General features: G+C 37.6%; 20 protein-coding genes and 1 tRNA gene. 13 read left to right on the plus strand and 8 right to left on the minus strand.

Going from position 1 to position 19,655, the window contains the following annotated elements:
- Window positions 1-124 precede the first annotated feature (124 nt).
- From lldD to lldP, 3 genes are read right to left on the minus strand one after another with little or no spacing between them, the layout of a single operon-like run.
- Entirely contained in the window at window positions 125-1,279 is a 1,155-nt protein-coding gene (gene lldD, locus G0028_RS12835) for an FMN-dependent L-lactate dehydrogenase LldD (RefSeq protein ID WP_130074779.1), read from the minus strand.
- Window positions 1,280-1,282: 3 nt separating this feature from the next.
- Window positions 1,283-2,026 carry a transcriptional regulator LldR gene (gene lldR / locus G0028_RS12840; protein ID WP_130074778.1) on the minus strand — a complete coding sequence of 248 codons (744 nt, stop codon included), beginning with the start codon at window positions 2,024-2,026 and terminating at the stop codon, window positions 1,283-1,285.
- A 31-nt stretch (window positions 2,027-2,057) separates the two neighbouring features.
- Window positions 2,058-3,728 carry an L-lactate permease gene (lldP, locus tag G0028_RS12845; RefSeq protein WP_171457501.1) on the minus strand — a complete coding sequence of 557 codons (1,671 nt, stop codon included), beginning with the start codon at window positions 3,726-3,728 and terminating at the stop codon, window positions 2,058-2,060.
- A 571-nt stretch (window positions 3,729-4,299) separates the two neighbouring features.
- On the opposite strand from lldP, the gene G0028_RS12850 reads away from it, so the two are divergent.
- From G0028_RS12850 to G0028_RS12860, 3 genes are all read left to right on the plus strand, one after another.
- Window positions 4,300-5,001: a PolC-type DNA polymerase III gene (locus G0028_RS12850; protein ID WP_130074776.1), complete on the plus strand. Its 702-nt coding sequence runs from the start codon at window positions 4,300-4,302 to the stop codon at window positions 4,999-5,001.
- Window positions 5,002-5,085: 84 nt separating this feature from the next.
- Window positions 5,086-5,679 (plus strand): hypothetical protein, encoded by a 594-nt coding sequence (locus G0028_RS12855; protein ID WP_180045611.1) that lies wholly within the window; start codon window positions 5,086-5,088, stop codon window positions 5,677-5,679.
- A gap of 204 nt (window positions 5,680-5,883) precedes the next feature.
- A complete protein-coding gene (locus G0028_RS12860; protein WP_180045610.1) occupies window positions 5,884-6,231 on the plus strand; it encodes a hypothetical protein in 348 nt (115 codons plus the stop codon).
- Between the two features lie 332 nt (window positions 6,232-6,563).
- Here the strand turns inward: G0028_RS12860 and G0028_RS12865 are convergent, their stop codons facing one another.
- Both G0028_RS12865 and G0028_RS12870 read right to left on the minus strand, forming a co-directional pair.
- The gene (locus tag G0028_RS12865) at window positions 6,564-7,283 is read right to left on the minus strand and encodes a hypothetical protein (RefSeq protein WP_180045609.1); all 720 of its coding nucleotides are present in this window, start codon (window positions 7,281-7,283) and stop codon (window positions 6,564-6,566) included.
- A gap of 78 nt (window positions 7,284-7,361) precedes the next feature.
- A tRNA-Arg gene (locus G0028_RS12870) sits at window positions 7,362-7,437 on the minus strand.
- A 187-nt stretch (window positions 7,438-7,624) separates the two neighbouring features.
- Between G0028_RS12870 and G0028_RS12875 the strand changes: the two genes are divergently transcribed.
- From G0028_RS12875 to G0028_RS12910, 8 genes are all read left to right on the plus strand, one after another.
- A complete protein-coding gene (locus G0028_RS12875) occupies window positions 7,625-8,560 on the plus strand; it encodes an ABC transporter ATP-binding protein (RefSeq protein WP_130074772.1) in 936 nt (311 codons plus the stop codon).
- Window positions 8,557-9,330, plus strand: coding sequence for an ABC transporter permease (locus G0028_RS12880; RefSeq protein ID WP_130074771.1), 774 nt, complete (start codon window positions 8,557-8,559; stop codon window positions 9,328-9,330). Before G0028_RS12875 ends, G0028_RS12880 begins: the two co-directional genes overlap by 4 nt.
- Window positions 9,330-10,142, plus strand: coding sequence for an NADPH-dependent 7-cyano-7-deazaguanine reductase QueF (gene queF, locus G0028_RS12885; protein ID WP_130074770.1), 813 nt, complete (start codon window positions 9,330-9,332; stop codon window positions 10,140-10,142). The genes G0028_RS12880 and queF overlap by 1 nt, the downstream gene beginning before the upstream one ends.
- A 22-nt stretch (window positions 10,143-10,164) precedes the next feature.
- Entirely contained in the window at window positions 10,165-10,815 is a 651-nt protein-coding gene (locus tag G0028_RS12890) for a hypothetical protein (RefSeq protein WP_130074769.1), read from the plus strand.
- A gap of 265 nt (window positions 10,816-11,080) precedes the next feature.
- Window positions 11,081-11,929, plus strand: coding sequence for a metal-dependent hydrolase (locus tag G0028_RS12895; protein ID WP_373687876.1), 849 nt, complete (start codon window positions 11,081-11,083; stop codon window positions 11,927-11,929).
- Window positions 11,930-12,585: 656 nt separating this feature from the next.
- Window positions 12,586-13,587 carry a lytic murein transglycosylase B gene (gene mltB / locus G0028_RS12900; RefSeq protein WP_174492300.1) on the plus strand — a complete coding sequence of 334 codons (1,002 nt, stop codon included), beginning with the start codon at window positions 12,586-12,588 and terminating at the stop codon, window positions 13,585-13,587.
- Between the two features lie 283 nt (window positions 13,588-13,870).
- Window positions 13,871-14,482, plus strand: coding sequence for a septal ring lytic transglycosylase RlpA family protein (locus G0028_RS12905; RefSeq protein ID WP_130074767.1), 612 nt, complete (start codon window positions 13,871-13,873; stop codon window positions 14,480-14,482).
- Window positions 14,483-14,777: 295 nt separating this feature from the next.
- Window positions 14,778-15,224 (plus strand): DUF962 domain-containing protein, encoded by a 447-nt coding sequence (locus tag G0028_RS12910; RefSeq protein WP_180045608.1) that lies wholly within the window; start codon window positions 14,778-14,780, stop codon window positions 15,222-15,224.
- 245 nt (window positions 15,225-15,469) lie between these two features.
- Here the strand turns inward: G0028_RS12910 and G0028_RS12915 are convergent, their stop codons facing one another.
- On the minus strand, window positions 15,470-16,021 hold the full coding sequence (locus G0028_RS12915) for a DUF3465 domain-containing protein (protein WP_180045607.1): 552 nt from the start codon (window positions 16,019-16,021) through the stop codon (window positions 15,470-15,472).
- A gap of 68 nt (window positions 16,022-16,089) precedes the next feature.
- On the opposite strand from G0028_RS12915, the gene G0028_RS12920 reads away from it, so the two are divergent.
- A complete protein-coding gene (locus G0028_RS12920) occupies window positions 16,090-16,695 on the plus strand; it encodes a hypothetical protein (RefSeq protein ID WP_180045606.1) in 606 nt (201 codons plus the stop codon).
- Between the two features lie 58 nt (window positions 16,696-16,753).
- Here the strand turns inward: G0028_RS12920 and tsf are convergent, their stop codons facing one another.
- Entirely contained in the window at window positions 16,754-17,632 is an 879-nt protein-coding gene (gene tsf, locus G0028_RS12925; RefSeq protein WP_130074763.1) for a translation elongation factor Ts, read from the minus strand.
- A gap of 142 nt (window positions 17,633-17,774) precedes the next feature.
- The gene (gene rpsB / locus G0028_RS12930; protein ID WP_130074762.1) at window positions 17,775-18,527 is read right to left on the minus strand and encodes a 30S ribosomal protein S2; all 753 of its coding nucleotides are present in this window, start codon (window positions 18,525-18,527) and stop codon (window positions 17,775-17,777) included.
- A 230-nt stretch (window positions 18,528-18,757) separates the two neighbouring features.
- Here rpsB and map point away from each other — a divergent pair, with 230 nt between their 5' ends.
- Window positions 18,758-19,585 (plus strand): type I methionyl aminopeptidase, encoded by an 828-nt coding sequence (map, locus tag G0028_RS12935; protein ID WP_180045605.1) that lies wholly within the window; start codon window positions 18,758-18,760, stop codon window positions 19,583-19,585.
- Window positions 19,586-19,655 lie beyond the last annotated feature (70 nt).

A 19,655-nucleotide genomic window follows, 5' to 3' on the forward strand; every position in this document is an offset into this window, starting at 1 on the left:
TTTTTCATCCAATAACTCGCAGAAACATTTTCTTTTAAAATAATCCTGCCTCGAACAGTTGCGGATGACCTTAACGCGTATCAAATACAAAGATGTAGTATATATTTGAAAAATCAAAAAAAATTTATCCTACTAACTCTTTCTCTAACTTGACCAAACAATCAGAGGTAATATCTGCAATGGTGTTGGCACCTGTTAAAGTCATTGCCACACGCATTTCTTTATCAATCAAATCAAGTAGATTAGAAACACCTTCACCGCCTGCTGCACCTAGCGCATAAACAAAGGCACGACCAAGCATACAGGTATCTGCACCTAAAGCCAGCATACGCACCACATCCAAACCATTGCGAATACCCGAATCGGCAAGAATTTTAATATCACCTTTCACAGCATCGGCAATAGGCGGAAGCGCACGAGCAGAAGATAAAACACCATCGAGCTGACGACCACCATGATTCGACACCACGATACCATCTGCACCAAAACGTACTGCATCTTTGGCATCTTCAGGGTCAAGAATCCCTTTGATCACCATTGGACCATCCCAGAATTCACGAATCCACTCAAGATCTTTCCATGAAATGGATGGATCAAAGTTATTGCCCAACCAGCCAATATAATCTTCTAAACCTGTTGGTTTGCCCAAATATTTTGAAATATTACCCAAGTCATGCGGACGACCTAGTAATCCAACATTCCATGCCCAATGTGGATGGAAACAAGACTGCATATAACGGCGCATTGCAGCGTTAGGACCACTCATACCTGAGTGTGCATCACGATATCGCGCGCCCGGTACAGGCATATCCACGGTAAAGACCAATGTGGAACAACCTGCCGCTTTGGCACGTTCCAAGGCATTTTTCATAAAGCCACGATCACGTAACACGTACAATTGAAACCACATTGGACGATTAATGGCAGGCGTTACTTCTTCAATCGGACAAACTGACACTGTGGACAAGGTAAAAGGAATACCCTTTTTATCTGCAGCCACTGCAGCTTGGACTTCGCCACGACGTGCATACATTCCTGTTAAACCCACAGGTGAGAGTGCAACAGGCATCGACAAAGTTTCATCAAACAGCTTCGTTTCTAAACTGAGCTGTGACATGTCATTGAGTACACGCTGTCTAAGTGCAATCTTTGATAAATCTTCCACATTACGCTTTAAAGTATATTCAGCATAGGCACCACCATCGATGTAATGAAATAAGAATGGCGGTAAACGACGTCGTGCGGCTTCACGATAGTCATTCGCAGAAGAAATAATCATATTTTATATCCTGTTCAATCGGCTAGCACGCTGACGACGAGCTTCTTCTTCATCAATCATACGTACCTGCTGTACTACAAATTCTATATGTCCACAGACTGCAACTCGTGCAGCATCGGCATCCTGTCGTTCAATTGCATCCATCACTTGAAAGTGTTGATCACGCAACTGATCATAACGTTTGGCTTCGGTATAGACTTTACGTCTGCCTAAAACCACGTTGTATTGCAACAAATCAAAGAGACTGCGCATCATCTGAATCAGCACCAGATTATGCGAGGCTTCAGCAATGGCTAAATGAAATTTGGCATCGGCAATGGCTGCCTGATGGTCATCCCCCAATGCTTGAAAATAAGTAATTTGGTCATAGCACTGACGGATATTTTCCAAATCCTGTGGGGTGGCACGCTGTGCGGCATACCATGCTGTGCCACCTTCCAAAACCATTCGAGCTTCCTGTACATCAAAACGATAAGCTGGATCTTCATCAATCAAACCACTCAAAGGTTCAACAATTTGATGTTGTGACCAATGACTTGGGAGCTGTTGCAAAAATGTTCCCGCTCCAACTTTGCTGACCAGCATGCCCGTACTGGTCAGTTGTTGAATGGCCTCACGCAAAGAGGAACGGGATACCTCGAGCTGTTCACATAGCTTACGTTCCGCAGGTAAACGGTCTCCGACTTGCATATTGTTGTCTTCAATCAACAACTTTAAATTTTGTACAATCTTGTCAGAGACTTTCATCTGCTTTCCTCAGCTCACATTCAATGTCGTGTTATGGAATCATCCATGGGAACACATAGGCTTGTAATGTGATAATAATACCAATCATCACCGTAAAGGTAATACTGTGCTTGACGGTAAAACGGAACAAATCAGATTCTTTACCCACCAAACCGACTGCCGCACAGGCAATTGCGATAGATTGTGGTGAAATCATTTTACCTGTCACACCACCACTGGTATTGGCGGCAACAAGTAAAACCTCAGGTACACCAATTTGTTGAGCTGTCGTTGCTTGCAATGCAGAAAACAATGCATTTGCCGATGTATCTGAACCTGTCAGGAACACGCCCAGCCATCCCAAAAATGGTGAGAAGAAGGTAAATGCCTGACCTGTATGTGCAAGTGCAAGTGCAAGCGTTGCAGACATACCTGAATAGTTGGCAATAAAGGCAAAAGCCAACACCATCCCAATCGAATAAATTGGAATTTTCAATTCATTCACTGTTTCTGCAAAAGTGACGACTGCATCTTTCGGCTTCATTTTTAAATAAATGATAGTAATGATTGCAGCAATAAAAATCGCTGTGCCTGTTGCAGACAACCAGTCAAATTTATAAATGGCATCGTAGTCTTTAATTTCATTGACTACAGGCGGCATTTTTTGAATCATTTGATGCAAGAATGGCACTTTGATCGAAATCACCATGTCATGCAGTGCGCCATCTTTGGTGAATAAATCCTTAAATGGTTTTACGCTCCAGATTGTCACCATTGCAGTTAAAATTGCAAATGGTGACCATGCTTTGGCAATCTGAGCAATGCTGTATTTTTGCTGTTTTTGTGCAGCAAGATTTTCATCAATCGAGCTGTCTTCATTGGCAAAACGGAAAATATGTTTTGGCTGCCAAAATTTCAATAAAATAGTCAGTGAAACCAATGCTGCAATCGCTGCGGTAATATCAGGCAGTTCAGGACCAACAAAGTTCGAAGTCAAGTATTGTGCTAAAGCAAAAGAACCACCACCGACAATCACCGCAGGCCATGTTTCTCTCACACCACGCCAACCATCCATGATTGCCATGATCCAGAACAACACGATAATCACCATAAATGGCAACTGACGACCCACCATCTGGCTAATTTCCATAGTTTCAACACCTGAAACTTGCCCTGCCACAATAATTGGAATCCCCATTGCACCAAATGCCACAGGTGCTGTATTGACAATCAAGCACAAACCTGCGGCATACAATGGTTTAAAACCCAAGCCAACCAACAAAGCTGCAGTAATGGCTACTGGTGCACCAAAACCTGCCGCACCTTCAAGGAAAGTACCAAAGGCAAAACCCACAAACAGCATTTGTAAACGCTGATCTTCAGTAATAGACAGAATCGAAGAACGAATAATATCGAACTGCCCCGTTTTCACCGAAATTTTATAAAGAAATACTGCCCCAATAATGATCCATGCAATCGGCCATAAACCGTATAAAAAGCCATAGACCATTGATGCAAATGCCATTGCAACGGGCATTTGATAAGCAAATAACGACACTAAAAGTGCCAATACCACTGTAATTGTGCCCGCAACACTTCCTTTCATACGGAACACAGCGAGTGCGAGAAAGAAGAAAATAATCGGGATCAAAGCAATCAAACTGGAAATCCAGATGTTGCCCATAGGATCATAAATCTGTTGCCATTGTTGAAGCATTGTCATCTCCTTGAAATGCTTGCTAAAACATTAAAATTGATCTAAATGTATATACAAAATCTTAAAATTGGTCATACCAATTTTTCAATAAACAATTAATATACAGCCATAGAATCAACCAATATTAATTTATCGCAGAATAAAAGATCAATAATAAAATTAAATATAAAAATTGGTCATACCAATATATGCTTACTTTTTAAATATCTTATCTTACAAATCATGTAATAAATTATTGATTTTTCTTACATTGAATATTAAAAACCGCAACACATTAGACTTTAGTCTAGTCTAATTTTTCTGTCTAAATTAGATCCACCCAGCATTCTTAAAAATTGGTTAACCACTTTTTAACTTTTACAGGGTTTGGCTAAAATTTCTATTGATTTATCTGCTCTTAACCCAAAAGTTTCTTCACACTTTTCACTAGAAATACTTAGGCTATTTTGATTTATATTTCACTCGTATTTTGGGTATTATTTCACTCAATGATGCAAGCAAGCCGTAATAAACTGTGCATAAAGAAAAACTGAATGTTAAAGTAAGCCAATTGACTTTTATAGATGTGGAATAGGTTATGCAAGCCATTATTCTTGATACAGAAACCCATACATTAAATGGTTTACCCATTGAGATTGCTTATGCACCTATTCAAATAGAACAAGGTAAACTCAGTTTAGACCGTAAGCAAATTTTTGATCAGCTTTATAGTATTGGCGATGAGAAAATTTCTTATGCTTCAATGGCTGTACATCATATTTTAGAGTCTGATTTACTGGGTCAACCTGATTTTTCAACATTTAGCCTGCCTGCCGAAACAACCTATATCATCGGTCATAATATTGATTACGATATTCACGCCATTGAAAAATGCGGTGTAGATACCTCAAAGATCAAAGCGATTTGCACGCTTGCCTTGGCACGTTTAGTTTGGCCAAATGCTGAAGCACATAATATTTCTGCATTAATTTATCAGATCAGCAAAGGCAGTGACAAAGCCCGTAGTATGCTCAAAGGTGCACATCGTGCAGATGCAGATATTATTTTGACTGCAAATATTTTGATGCATATTATCCATCAACTAAATATTCAAAATATTGAACAACTATTTGCAGCATCTGAAGATGCACGTATTCCACGTACCATTAATTTTGGTAAACATCGTGGTACAGCGATTGCTGAACTTCCTGCGGATTATACAAAATGGTTATTAAAACAAGATGACCTTGATCCATATCTGCGTAAAGCACTCGAAAATAGCGCAATTATTACGTTATAAATTATAGTATTTGTCATCAAAATGACACCTGAATGTCATTTTGATGCTCTATCCTAACGTTTGCTTTTCGGGGGATAGAGCAACATGAAACATTATATAAAAACTGAACTTGGTATACAGGCTTTACAACAACGCTTATTCGGTTTAAGCCCAAAACTCAGACGACTCTTACTTTTAATTGGCACACCTGATTTCCAAAAATTAACAATACAATTACAACAAAATATTGCGACACCAGAGATGCTGCAACACTTAGAGCAACTTGGCTTAATCCAAAATATTCAAACCCAAAACCAAACACATATACAAGAAAGTCGCAAAATAAAAGAAATCGTTCGTCCTCAAGAAAAACATGAAGATGCCGCAACAAAAGACATACCTGTACGCTCACAAGCCCCTCTTGCTTCAGCAGCCCAAGTCAACCTAGCCTTTGAAAATGAAATCATTTTGCCAAAATTAAATTTTTATGAAACCAAAAAGCTGATGATTCAACTCCTTCACCAAAATTGTGGTTTGATGGCAAAAATACTCATTCAAAAAATAGAAAATGCTGAACATTCTCAAGCCTTAAAACTTTGCCAAATGCAGTGGTTAACAGCTTTACAAGAAACGCGTATTTCCCCTCTAGAATTAAATAAAAATTTGCAAACCATCAATTACTCAATGCGTCATTTTTAGTTTGATGTGTACTAACAAATTATTGTTGATTTCGCTTAGCCTAGAGCTTTTACATCTCAATAAAATTTAAAATTTATTTTTAAAACATGTATTTAAAGAATTTATATGCATTTATATATACACATCATTCTATTTATACCACTTAAGCATGATCCACAATCTAGTCAGAAACTTTTATAAGCTTGATAAAGAAGGATGATTGCTATGAATTCGACACACTGCTTACACTTTTCAGCATTTGATAATCCAACACAGTTGAGTAAAGTTGGAAATTGGGTGATTACTTTTTTAGATACAGCAGAGAAAGCCCCAATTCAACTTGCCATTACCCATGTCATCCCGCGTCAAATATCTAATGATTTACAACTACGTACATTACATATTCAACAAACACCACAAGAACTCAGCTGGCAATTACTCAAAATTGAATATTTTGATAGTACACATGATCAAATGAACGAAGCAGATCTAAATTCAACTTTAACCGAAAATTTTATTCAGCAACTCATTGATGATTTTGCCCGCTATGATGTTGAAGTGCATTATGCATAAAAGACGTTGGTCATAAAAACTGAGCAATAAAAAAGCTCGCATCGCTGCGAGCTTTTTATGTTGGAAAGCTAGTGCCTATTTCTTATCTGAACTAAACGTTGCAAACTCAATAAGCTGTCATTGATCTGTCCAACTTCTTCGTAGCATCTTAATGATCTACTGTAGTTTTAATATAAATCTACCACGCAAAGTGCGCAAGATTGCTTAACATTTCAGCACGAACACTCTATCAAAATCTCATTGAATCACATTTTATAGAGTATTATAATTTTGCAAGCTTTAAATCATTGCATTTAAAGTTGATAAAATATAATTTAATTTAGACAGCAAATTTAAAAATAACCTTTTAAATTAAAACCATTTTCTTTTAAACGCTGTCTTAAGGGATCTGTTTCCTGTTTCACCCCTTGTACAATGTCTTTGGTCATGGCAATGCCGATTTTAGGAAAAATTAAATAGGCTAGTTTTTCAGATAGATCCGCATAGTTTTGACCATCATCCGTGGTAAAAGCCGCCAGTTTAACTTTTTGCGATAATTGAGGAAAAAACTCGTCCATATCCGCTTTTAATTCCACACCACTGTAGACTAAATTTCGCCACTGATTGGTTTTTAAATCTCGTACAAAAATTGCATCATACTGCGAATAAATTTTTTCTTGGTAAATCTGATCTATCGCAGAAATAGGAATCACACAGACTTCACCATACGCTGCCAAAAAATTGGCTTTTGCGGCATGAAACTGAAGATGTTGTGAAGTATAAGCATCTTTGAGCAGATGAAAACTTTCTTCTGTATTTTCTAAATATGCTTTTTCATCTATCCAATCTTCACCATCAAATACTTGTCCACCATGCTGTGCCCGAAAAACTTGAGCATAATCTGTAGCTTGATAATGTTTGATCAAGTCTTCAATCGTGCCTGTTTGGATGATTTTAACTTCATCTTGAATTTGTTGTTCAAGCTTCGAATAATCCTGTGTACACCTTAAATCTTGAGCAAATGAAAGTGTTGAGAATGTGAGTGCAGACAGTAGAAAACATAATTTCTTCATCAAATTTTGACCTAGCGTGATTTTAATTATGGATAAAATTTACATGTCATTGTTAGTTGAATAAGCAATTTTTTATAATGGTGCGCTCTGCGGGACTCGAACCCACTCCACAGGCTTCGGAAACCCGTACTCTATCCAGTTAAGCTAAGAGCGCATAAGAGAAGTGCGCACATCATATCAAAAAAATAACAGAGGTAAAGTATATATCTACCATTCTCATGACTTGCTGTCTAAGCTTTATACAATGTTCTATTTCTGCAATGCACAATTCCATGTAATGCCCTTGGTTTATTTGCCAAGTTCGCTCACAATATACCCTCCCCAATTCATGTGAGAATTTCATGACTGATGCATTGACGTTAAGGGATTTATCTAAAACTTATCGCAACGGCTTTCAAGCACTCAAAGGCATTAATTTAACAGTGCCCGAAGGTGAATTTTATGCACTCTTAGGACCAAATGGTGCAGGAAAATCAACAACGATTGGGATTATCAGCTCTCTTACACGTAAAACTTCAGGGACAGTTGAAATTTTCGGGCATGATTTAGATACCAACCCATCCAAAGCCAAACAATGTTTAGGTGTCGTTCCACAAGAATTTAACTTTGGACAATTCGAAAAAACCTTTGATATTTTAGTAACACAAGCAGGTTATTACGGTATTCCAAAGAAAATTGCGCAACAACGTGCTGAAGAATATTTAGAAAAATTGGGACTTTGGGAAAAAAGACACACCCAAGGACGCATGCTTTCAGGCGGTATGAAACGCCGCCTAATGATTGCACGTGCTATGATGCACGAACCTAAATTATTGATTTTAGATGAACCAACAGCAGGTGTAGACATCGAATTGCGCCGTTCAATGTGGGATTTTCTCACTGAAATGAATGAAAAAGGCACAGCGATTATTTTAACTACACATTATCTAGAAGAAGCTGAAATGTTGTGCCGTCAAATTGCCATCATCGACCGAGGCGTAATTAAAGAAGACACCTCAATGAAGGCCTTTTTAAATCAGCTCAATGAAGAATCTTTTATCTTTGACTTAGAAAGTGCCATTGAACCGATCAAGATTGACATTATTGGCGTCAAATTTAACTTGATTGATCCTGTCACACTTGAAGTGACCATGGACAAAGCACATTCAATGAATGATTTATTCCAACTGTTAGAAGCTCAAGGCATTCGTGTGCGCAGTATGCGTAACAAATCTAACCGTTTAGAAGAATTGTTTGTGAAAATGGTAGAGAAAAACCTTGAAGGAGCTGCGCAATGAATTTTAATCAATTAAAAGTTGCGCTCTTTACCCTTGTACATAAAGAAGTTCGCCGTTTTATGCGAATCTGGCCACAGACTTTACTACCACCTGCGATTACCATGAGTCTGTACTTTGTCATTTTCGGGAACTTAGTCGGTTCTCGTATTGGACAAATGGGCGGTTTCAGCTATATGCAATTTATCGTACCAGGCTTGATCATGATGGCTGTGATTACTAATAGTTATGCCAACGTATCATCAAGTTTTTTCAGTGCAAAATTTCAAAAAAGTATTGAAGAACTCATTATGAGTCCTGTTCCGCTGCATATGGTACTGTGTGGCTATGTGATTGGTGGCGTTTGTCGTGGGGTCTTGGTGGGTTTGATTGTCACCATGATGAGCCTATTTTTTACCGACTTAGCCATTCATAATATTTTTGTGACAATCTATACCGTCATCATTACGTCCCTCCTATTTTCTTTAGGTGGTTTCATTAATGCGGTATATGCCAAATCATTTGATGATATTTCAATTATTCCAACCTTTGTACTTACCCCCCTTACCTACTTAGGTGGTGTATTCTACTCGATTAGTGCTTTAAGCCCATTTTGGCAAAATCTCTCTTTAATCAACCCGATTGTCTATATGGTAAATGCGTTCCGTTACGGCATTTTAGGTCATAGTGATGTCAATGTATCTTTATCACTCATCGTTGTGACATTATTCTGTGCTGTACTGTATGGTATTGCGTACTATTTACTTTCTCGTGGTTCAGGAATGCGTGAATAATGACTGTTGAACATTCTCTTTTAGGTAAAGAAACCAATTATCCAACCAGCTATCAGCCTGATATTTTATTTCCTATTTCACGTGCCCAAGCACGTGAAAACTACAAACATGTAGAAGGCATCTATAAAGGCAAAGATTGGTGGCATATTTTTGAAATTTCTTGGTTAAATGATCATGGCATCCCTCAAGTTGCAATTGGTCGGATGACCTTGCCTGCTTGTTCTGAATTTTTGATCGAATCAAAGTCTTTAAAGTTATATTTTAACAGTATGAACTTTACTCAGTTTGCTTCTCAACAAGCCTTTATTGACACTGTAGAAAAAGACTTATCACATGCTGCGCAAGCGCCTGTCACTTTAACCTTGTTTCAAGTCGATCAATTAGACATTGCTCAACCACAAGGCATTTGTCTAGATGAACAACAACCTGACTGCTTAGTCAATCATCCTGATGCCTCATTATTGCAACTGGACGATTCAGAAAAAGTTGTTGAAGAACAGTTATTTTCACATCTTTTAAGAAGTAATTGCCCTGTGACAGGACAGCCTGATTGGGGAACGATTTTTATCCGTTATCGCGGTAAAAAACCTTGTTATCGTAGCATTTTAGCTTATATTATCTCTTATCGTCAGCACAACGGTTTTCACGAACAATGCGTGGAGCAAATCTTTGCCGATATTTGGCAAAATTTACAACCTGAAAAGTTGATGGTCTATGCAACTTATACGCGCCGTGGTGGTTTAGATATTAATCCATGCCGTGTGTCCGATGAATCATGGATGCCAAGCCCAATCCGATTGGCGAGACAATAAGATAAAACATTGAGGTTTTAACATGCCCTTTTTTGGTTTTGTACCTTCTGATGAACTTTTAAAGAACATTCAGACTGGTATTGAGAAAAAAAATTCTAATGAACCACTGTACCCATTACGTGACCAAACTGCGCTATTAATTAACGATGAAATTATAGATGCATTGCTCGTAAAACTAGTGCAGCACTTTCCTGCTAGTGAAAAGCGTGATACGGCGGAAAAATTAGCAGGTTATGTCAAATCTACAGTTTCTGTTTTACTTAAACAACTTTTAAGTAAAGCCGACAATAATGTAGTTCGTCAGTCTATTGAGTTTTCTGAACGTAGTTTATTCAAAGCGCCAACAGGTGCATATCATATTGGTACGACACTCGATGCAAGTTTAGTCACGAGCTTAAAACATACTTTTGCTGAAATTAAAGCAGGAAATAAAGTCGATAAAGAAGCTTTAGCTGAACTGTATAAACAGTTTGCTGATGCTGCAATTCGTCATTTTATGATTGATTTCAATAAAACCTTAGACCTTGGCATGATTAAGCGTAAAGCCTCTGACATCGGTGCTGCTGCTGTCACTAAAGCGGTGCATATTGCTATCAATAAACTCATCCCGAATCTCAGCCGAGATGAATTAAAAGCTGTTGCGGAATATCACGATACTTTGTTCTTTAACTAAGTCTTTTTAGCAATAAGTCTTGCTTTACAAAGTTAAGCTATTCTCAAAAAATGCTCTTTTTATCAGGGCATTTTTTATGCCTCCAATTTATCTATACTATATATAGGTAAACTCAGTCATATAGAGAAGCTCAGCAAATTTACCCAATACTGCTACAAATAAAAAGTTATAGCCAATGCTTAATGGAACAATCATGGCAAATTAAAACAGATCAAGAATTCGATCCATACATATACAGTAAAACAAAAATGTTATAGGTGAACTGATGCTTAAAAATATGGCTCAAAACTCGCAAAAATACCAACAGCGTTTAAGTTCTGCAATTCAAATCCGTAAAACGCGCTTTAATGCCCAATCGATACAACATCACTATACTGATGCCACCTTAATCTCACACTTTCTCACTGCACTTTCGATCACCTTTCCACAAGGCGAACGCTTTTTTGTTGAAACTGTACGAAATGTACGTGATCAAATTGAAGATCCGCAGCTACAAGCCGATATTTCAGCTTTTATTGGTCAAGAAGCACATCATGCCCAAGCACACGAACAATTTAATGCTGCGGTGCAATCTAAACATTATCATCTAAAAAAGTATGAGGCCGCTTTAAACAAAGAAATGCAACGTTTAAGAACGCTCAGTCAACGCCGTCAATTGGCTGCAACCGTGGCTTTAGAACATTTTACTGCGCTGATGGCAGGTTATATGCTCAAACACCCTGAAGTTATGTTTAAAGGTTTATCTGCAAATATGCAACAGCTGTGGTTGTGGCATGCTATTGAAGAAATTGAGCATAAACATGTGGCTTTTGATGTCTATCAAACAATTTTTAATCATTTGGCACAGCGTCGTAGAAGTATGCGTACCATTAGTATTGGCTTTATCAGTGGCACAGCCATGATGACTGCAGACCTACTGTGGCAAGATCGTAAACATAGCTTGCATCGACCCGTGGAGCTCATGAAAAATATCAAAGCTTTGAGTGAGTTATGCTTGATGATGATACGATTATTTCCTGAATATATCGCATTTTATGATCAGGACTTTCATCCCCAACAACTTGACCAACAACATCTATTAGATATGGGACGTCAATTACTCTACCCCAATTAAAATTTAAGCTCTAAACTCTTGATTTTTTTTTATTTCAATCTATTTTTGCAAGGCGCAACTTTTGATTGAAGTACAATTTTGAGTTGGTATTTAATTTTTTGACTTTTATAACATGCACATTTGATCAGACGACTTATTAGCAAAATAAATTCTATTAAACGATCAATAAAATATCCATATCCAATACACATCAATGAAAAGATTTAACTTCAATGAAAGTATGAAATTTTATGCTGTTGCATAATACAAATACAATATTTTACCAAATATTCAACTATTACATTTTTAAATCAGAGCTTATACATACTTTATCGCTCAATAAATAAGAATCTTGATAAATATCATGAATCAATGTCGTTATTTTAAACAATATTCTCTATTTTTCATATAATTTTCATAAATTTAGCATTTAAATCATCGTATATTCATAATTCACAAAAATATGCTGATAGATGCATGGACTTTGTCATGTTTTGTTTATGTATTTGTAAATGAGCACTGCGGTAATGATATGTTAGCAAAAGTCGTTTCATTATGCTGTTTTTAGCATGATCTTGATCATACAAAGCATTACATTATCAGCGACTTTTGGTATGGTGATGTCCATTCACATTTACACGTATTTATACCCATAGAAAATTAGGAAATTATCTTTCATGTTAAATTTTGGGCTTTTTCAGAAAGTAAGAAATATTGGCTTCTGTGCGGCTGCATTATCTATTACCAGTTTTTGTCAAGCAAATGACTTTGCCAATGATCCGAACTATAACAATTTTAAATTAAAAACAATGCAAACCTATGGTCTGAGCAGTGAACAAGTCGATTGGGCAATGAATGGTTCAAGAAATTTACCCAATATTATCAACATTATGAATAGACCAGGTGAAAGTAAACCTTGGTATCAATATAAAACCAATTTTTTAGCAGAAGGTACAATTCAACGTGGTGTACGCTTTAAAAACCAATATGCCGACACCCTAAATCGTGCAGAACAGCAATATGGCGTTCCACAAGCCATTATTCTGGGAATTTTAGGGGTTGAAACAGGATATGGCGCAAATAAAGGCTCTTTTATCACGCGTGATGCTCTTGCAACTTTAGGTTTTGGTTATGAACGTCGTGCGCAATATTTCCAAGATGAACTTTCTGCATTAATTGCTTGGTCCTATAAAGATGGCGTACCCACCAATTCGATTGTGGGTTCTTATGCAGGGGCTGTAGGTTATCCGCAATTTATGCCCAGCAACATTCCTCTTTATGGCGTAGACTATGACGGCAATGGTCATGTTGACCTACGAAATTCGGCTATAGATGCCATTGGTTCAATCGCAAATTATCTTGCTCAAAAAGGTTGGCAACGAAATCAACCCATTGCATTCCAAGCACGTTACACAGGAAACAATCCTGATGCCATTATTGCGAAAGATTTAACCCAGCCAACACCCTATGGTGTCCTGAAAAATCAAGGCATCGCACCCATGAACCCCATTGTAAAAATTGATGATTTAGATCTGGTCAATGTCATCCAATTACAAGAAAGTTATGGGCCTGCATATTACATTACTTACCCTAATTTTCAGGTCATCACGACCTATAACAAAAGCAGAATGTATGCGACTGCTTTATGGCTTTTAGGCACAGAAATTGTCAATCGCTGAGGCTTAATTTTCTTCCCGCTTAAATAAGTCAAGATTTTTTTCCATTAAAATGGTTGTTTTACAACCATTTTAAATAATTAGTTACAATTACGTATATTTATTAATCAAAATTCGTAAGTTTTTGTCCTTTTTGTAACTATTCATCAAATATTAGTAGACACATTCGTTACTGCATGAATATTATCCCCTACCGTTAAATGTGGTTGCAAAAGTAAATTTACAGACTTTAGTTTTTATTTTTGAGTGTTCAAAAATAGATTTTAAGGTTCCCAGGAGTTAAACAATGCATGCTTCACTAAAATATATGATCGCCCTGACCATGGGTTTAGGTATGACGCAAGTCAACTCAGAAATGGTCCAGTCATCATACTTAAACAACGATTCAGATAGTTCAAGCCTTGCGTCACGTGTTGTGAACAAAGATTCAACGAACTTTAATTCACACTTTTCAAACTTAAACAGTTTGTCAATTACTGAACGTTCTAGCGATAAAATCCGCCGTGATACACTCGCAGCCAAAGTTCAAGTGCAAGAAGACGAGCCTTCAGTCATTGATAAATTAAATGCTGTTGCATCAAATACTGTTCGTAAATTCTCACAAACAGGTGTTGCATCTTGGTATGGTCGTCAATTCCATGGTCGTAAGACTGCAAGTGGCGATACATTTGATATGAATCAACTCACAGCAGCACATCGTAGCTTACCGTTAAACTGTTACATTCGTGTCACAAACAAAGACAATGGTAAAAGTGTGGTCGTAAAAGTAAATGACCGTGGTCCTTTCCATGGTAACCGTGTACTTGATTTGTCTTACGGTGCTGCTAAACGTCTGGGTATTACCAACTCTGGTACGGGTCGTGTAAGTATCGAACGTGTGGATGGTCCAAACTCTTAAGTTTGCTCTCCCCATTTAACGGAAAAAGCCACATCTCCTGTGGCTTTTTTAATTAAATGGCATTTTTTATTTCATTCCGCATTTCAATTCTTTCCTGCTCTCTAAAACAAAACACTTCGCCATGATTTAGCACCTATTCTCATATTTAAAGTGCCTTATTTTATGTGTATAAATTGCATTGGCTTAAAAGACTCAAAACTTTGCACATTTGACCTTTGACCATTTGTCTTTTCTCATCTATATTTTCATTGTGACTAAAAAATAAATGAAAGAAGTCTAGCGCACGGAGTGCAATATGAAATCAATTACCGAATGGTTTGATGAATACAGTGAAAGTCATCAAAATAAAACCAATAAAATGATCCATTGGGTTTGTGTCCCTGCGATCCTCTTTTCTATTCTTGGCATCCTTGCACATTTTAGCGCCTTACTGACTGCTTTAATTATTGTTCTCACATTAGTTTTTTATGCTCGCTTAGATTTAGTTTTAGCCGTCGCAATGGTTGCTCTTGTGACAGTCATGGCTTGGGTCATTTACTTACTTCCTGTTGGTGCAGGATTTTATATCGGTGTCTTTATTTTGGCTTGGGTTGGTCAGTTTTATGGTCATAAAGTAGAAGGTAAAAAGCCATCATTTTTTAAAGACCTCCAGTTTCTTCTCATTGGCCCTGTATGGTGCATGGACGCCTATCTAAGTAAAGTACTACCAAAATGGAAAAGTCGCCAAAAACTGGCTTTTTAGCGCAAATAAACAAGGGGGAAATTTCACCAGTGAATTTACCCTTTGTTTTTTATAAAAAACTACGAATAAGCGATCAAAAATGCAATAATCTCAGGCTTATTTTTGATTTTCCATGTTCTAGAATATACTGACTCAATTGTCTTCATCTAAGTGCAAAATAATATAAAAAAATTAGATATTGAGTACGACATTTTATTTTTACAGCATCTCGTATCACAGCAAAAAATTGTTACTGCATTTGTAAATTAACGAGAAATTTGACCATTATGTTTTAGCCAACCATCTTCATGACGACCTTGTGGATCATGATGAGTCCAATGCATCACCCCACCCTGCGGGCTATATTCATATTCACCAAAAAATTCAACAAGATCACCTTTCTTCAAATTTTCCAATCGTGGTGCTAAATCAATATTATGTGCAACAAGTAAGGTTAAGCCGTTATCTAAAGTCAAAATAAATTTTTGATGCCGTGAACCCTCGTGATCATCACGCAATACTGCTTTGACTTTACCCTCAGACTGAACTTGAACATTGCTGAGTTTGCGTTCAAAAGATTTTTGAATCACCGCTAAGCCATGTCGATTTTGACTACTTTGTGTCGCATTTATTTGACTAGAATTTTGATGATTTACTGCTTGTTGCTGTGGTTTTTGCAAATTTTGTGATTCTAAATGCGCATTTTCAGCACTTGTAGCAGAAGGATTTTGCTGATCTTGTTTTAAATCAATCCCAAAATATGCTGCAACAAGAACTGCGATCGCCGCGCCGATACTTAGATTGGTCTTATTTGCCATCTACAATCATTCTATGCTAAAAAATATTACCCGAATTATATAAACTTCCCTAACAATGAGAAAGCCAAATGTCTGAACAAGAACAATTAAGAACAATACTCATCGAAATTTTCCCAGAACTAAGAATTAAAGATTTTCCTGAAATAAACCCTAAAGACAGTAGCAGCACATGGTTGATGGATTGGAAAACTAATTATGAATGTTCTGAGAAAATCATTGCGAGCTGTGAATTTTCAAATTTCAGTTGGCTTTTAGAACAAAATTTTAAAAAGTTAACAATAGTAAAATCATCAGGATATAATGTTTCAAATATTTTAAAAGACATATTTTCCTATATTGAACAGTTTAAAGATCATACTGATCATGCGTTAATTGACTTGAATGAATTAGAATATGATGCTTCATTTTTTGACGATGATGAGCTGAGTTTTGAAGAACAATATGCGATTGCAATCGATAATATTACATCAGATATTCTTCAGCATGATTTAAGCGTTCTTGTGATTGAGCATGGGGAAAATATTGATTTTATTTTAAGTCAGGCGACTTTTGAAACTTTATCTAAATTAGAAAAAATACTCAAAATGATCTATGACAATAGCGATGTCACACTTTACTATCATACACATCAGCAAGATTATTCCTTTGAATCTTTATTAAAAAACCAAACATGAATGCATAAAAAACCCCTCAATATATGAGGGGTTCCTTCATTTTACTGAAATAGTAAAATTATTGTGCAGCAGCAGCTTGAGCAGCAGCAACTTCGTCAGCGAAGCTCATTTCTGCTTTTTTCTCAATACCTTCACCTACTTGGAAGCGAACGAATTGAGCAACTGTAGTACCTGTTGCTTTCAATACATCAGCAACTTTTTTCTCATTGTCAATCACGTACATTTGACGCTCAAGAACAACTTCGTTCAAGTATTTTTCAACTGAACCAGTCACCATTTTTTCAACGATATTTGCTGGCTTACCAGATTCAATCGCTTTTGCTTCTGCAATTTCTTTCTCTTTTGCGATAAGATCAGCAGATACACCTTCAGCATTTACAGCAACTGGGTTGAACGCAGCAACGTGCATTGCAATACCTTTACCAGTTTCAGCATCACCTGTGTAAGACACAACAACACCGATTCGTAAACCGTGTTTATAAACCGCAAGGTTTTCACCTTCAACAATTGTTGCACGACGAACTTGGATGTTTTCACCGATTTTTTGAACAAGTGCAATACGCGCTTCTTCTACAGTGTGGCCATCTTCAAGTTTCAATTCAGCAATTTTAGCTGCATCAGTTTCGTTTGCAGCTAAAGCAGCAGCAGCAACTTTTGCAGAGAAACCAGCAAAGTTTTCGTCTTTTGCAACGAAGTCAGTTTGGCAGTTTACTTCTAAAAGAAGTGCTTTGTTGCCTTCTTGAGCAATTGTGATTGCGCCATCAGCAGCAATGTTGCCCGCTTTTTTAGCTGCTTTTGCTTGACCTGATTTACGAAGGTTATCAATCGCTAACTCGATGTCACCGTCTGCTTCTGTTAATGCTTTTTTGCATTCCATCATTGCAAGACCAGTACGGTCACGTAATTCTTTTACCATGCTCGCAGTAACTGCAGTCATGTTGTTCTCCTAAATACGGTAGAAAATTGAATTCTGTTAACAAAAACGGCCCAAACATGAAATCTGGGCCGTTTTGCTGTTTCGACGCTTAATTTGCCACCATTACATGTCGCAAAAATGACAAGCCTGCGTCAAAAACGCATTAAGCCTCAGGCGCTTCTTTAGCAGCTTCTTCGCCTTTAGCTTGTGCATTTGCTTGAGTTTGAGCGTATTCTTTACCAGCAATAATCGCATCAGCCATAGCAGACGCATAAAGCGTTACAGCACGGATCGCATCATCGTTACCAGGAATAACGAAATCTACGTTATCTGGATTAGAGTTTGTATCAACGATACCGATTACAGGAATACCAAGATTCTTAGCTTCTTTAATTGCAATCGCTTCGTGGTCAACGTCAATGATGAACAATGCGTCAGGTAAACCACCCATGTTCTTAACACCACCAAGACCACGTTCAAGTTTTTCCATTTCACGAGTACGTTCTAAAGCTTCACGTTTAGTCAGCTTAGCAAAAGTACCGTCAGTAGATTGAGTTTGAAGGTCTTTTAGACGGTTGATTGACTGACGAAGTGTTTTCCAGTTCGTCAACATACCACCTAACCAACGGTGATCTACATAGGGTTGACCAGCGCGTTGAGCTTGTTCACGGATGATGTTTGAAGCAGCGCGTTTAGTACCAACGAATAATACTTTGTTCTTTTTGCTAGCTAGGTTGTTAACAAAGTTCAAAGCATCGTTTAACGCAGGAACAGTGTGCTCAAGGTTAATGATATGAATTTTGTTACGCGCACCAAAAATGTATTGACGCATTTTTGGGTTCCAGAAGCGAGTTTGGTGACCAAAGTGCGCGCCTGCTTGAAGAAGGTCACGCATACTTACGTTGTAATCTGCCATTTTCTTTACCTTAAAAGTTTGGGTTAGGCCTCCATATGTCCGCATTCTCCACCTAGGTTTAAAAAACAAAGGCACCCAGAGCAATGTGTCGACATATGTGCGGATTTTTAAATTACCCTAATCAATTTTCCCGTCTGACTTTCATTGAGAAAGTAACGAAAAGCATTTGATAATTTGGGCGGCTATTTATACCATAGTCACATACAAATTTCCAAAAGTTTTTAAAGATCATGAACAGTACTTACGAAGCTCCCCGTCGTTTAATCAAAACCGCAGATGAAATTGAAAAAATGCGTGTGGCGGGACGACTTGCAGCCGAAATTCTGGATATGATCAAACCGCATATCAAACCAGGTGTATCGACACTTGAATTGGATACGATTTGTCATGACTGGATTATCAATAAACAAAATGCCATTCCTGCATGTTTAGGCTATGGTGCAGCACCTGGTCGTCCTGCATTCCAACATGTGATTTGTACTTCAGTGAATCATGTGGTCTGTCATGGTATTCCGTCAGAATCAAAAATTTTGAAAAAAGGTGACATTTTAAATATTGATGTCACTGTCATTAAAGATGGTTATCACGGCGATACCAACATGATGTATATCGTGGGTGGTGAAACATCTATTCTTGCTGAACGTTTATGTAAAGTGGCACAAGAAGCCATGTATAAAGGTATGGAAACAGTTAAACCTGGTTCAACGATTGGTGATATTGGCGCTGCGATTCAAAAATATGTTGAGTCAGAGCGTTTTGGAGTGGTACGTGAATATTGCGGTCATGGGATCGGTACAGTTTTCCATGATGAACCACAAGTGCTGCACTATGGTCAGCCAAACTCTGGGATGATTTTAGAAGAAGGCATGACCTTTACTATTGAACCAATGATCAATGGCGGCGACTGGAAAACTAAACTACTTGGTGATAAATGGACAGTCGTTACCAAAGACCATAGTTTATCTGCACAATATGAACATACCCTTTTAGTGACTAAAACAGGCATTGAAGTGCTGACTGCTCGTCCTGAAGAAGATTTATCTCGTTTTGGCCAATAAATTGAACAATTCGATTGTCATTGACTAGTTTTGCTCGTCACTAGGTCGAAAAGGTCACTTTTAAGTGACC

Origin of the sequence: Acinetobacter piscicola (assembly GCF_015218165.1) — a bacterium.
Lineage (GTDB): Bacteria > Pseudomonadota > Gammaproteobacteria > Pseudomonadales > Moraxellaceae > Acinetobacter > Acinetobacter piscicola_A.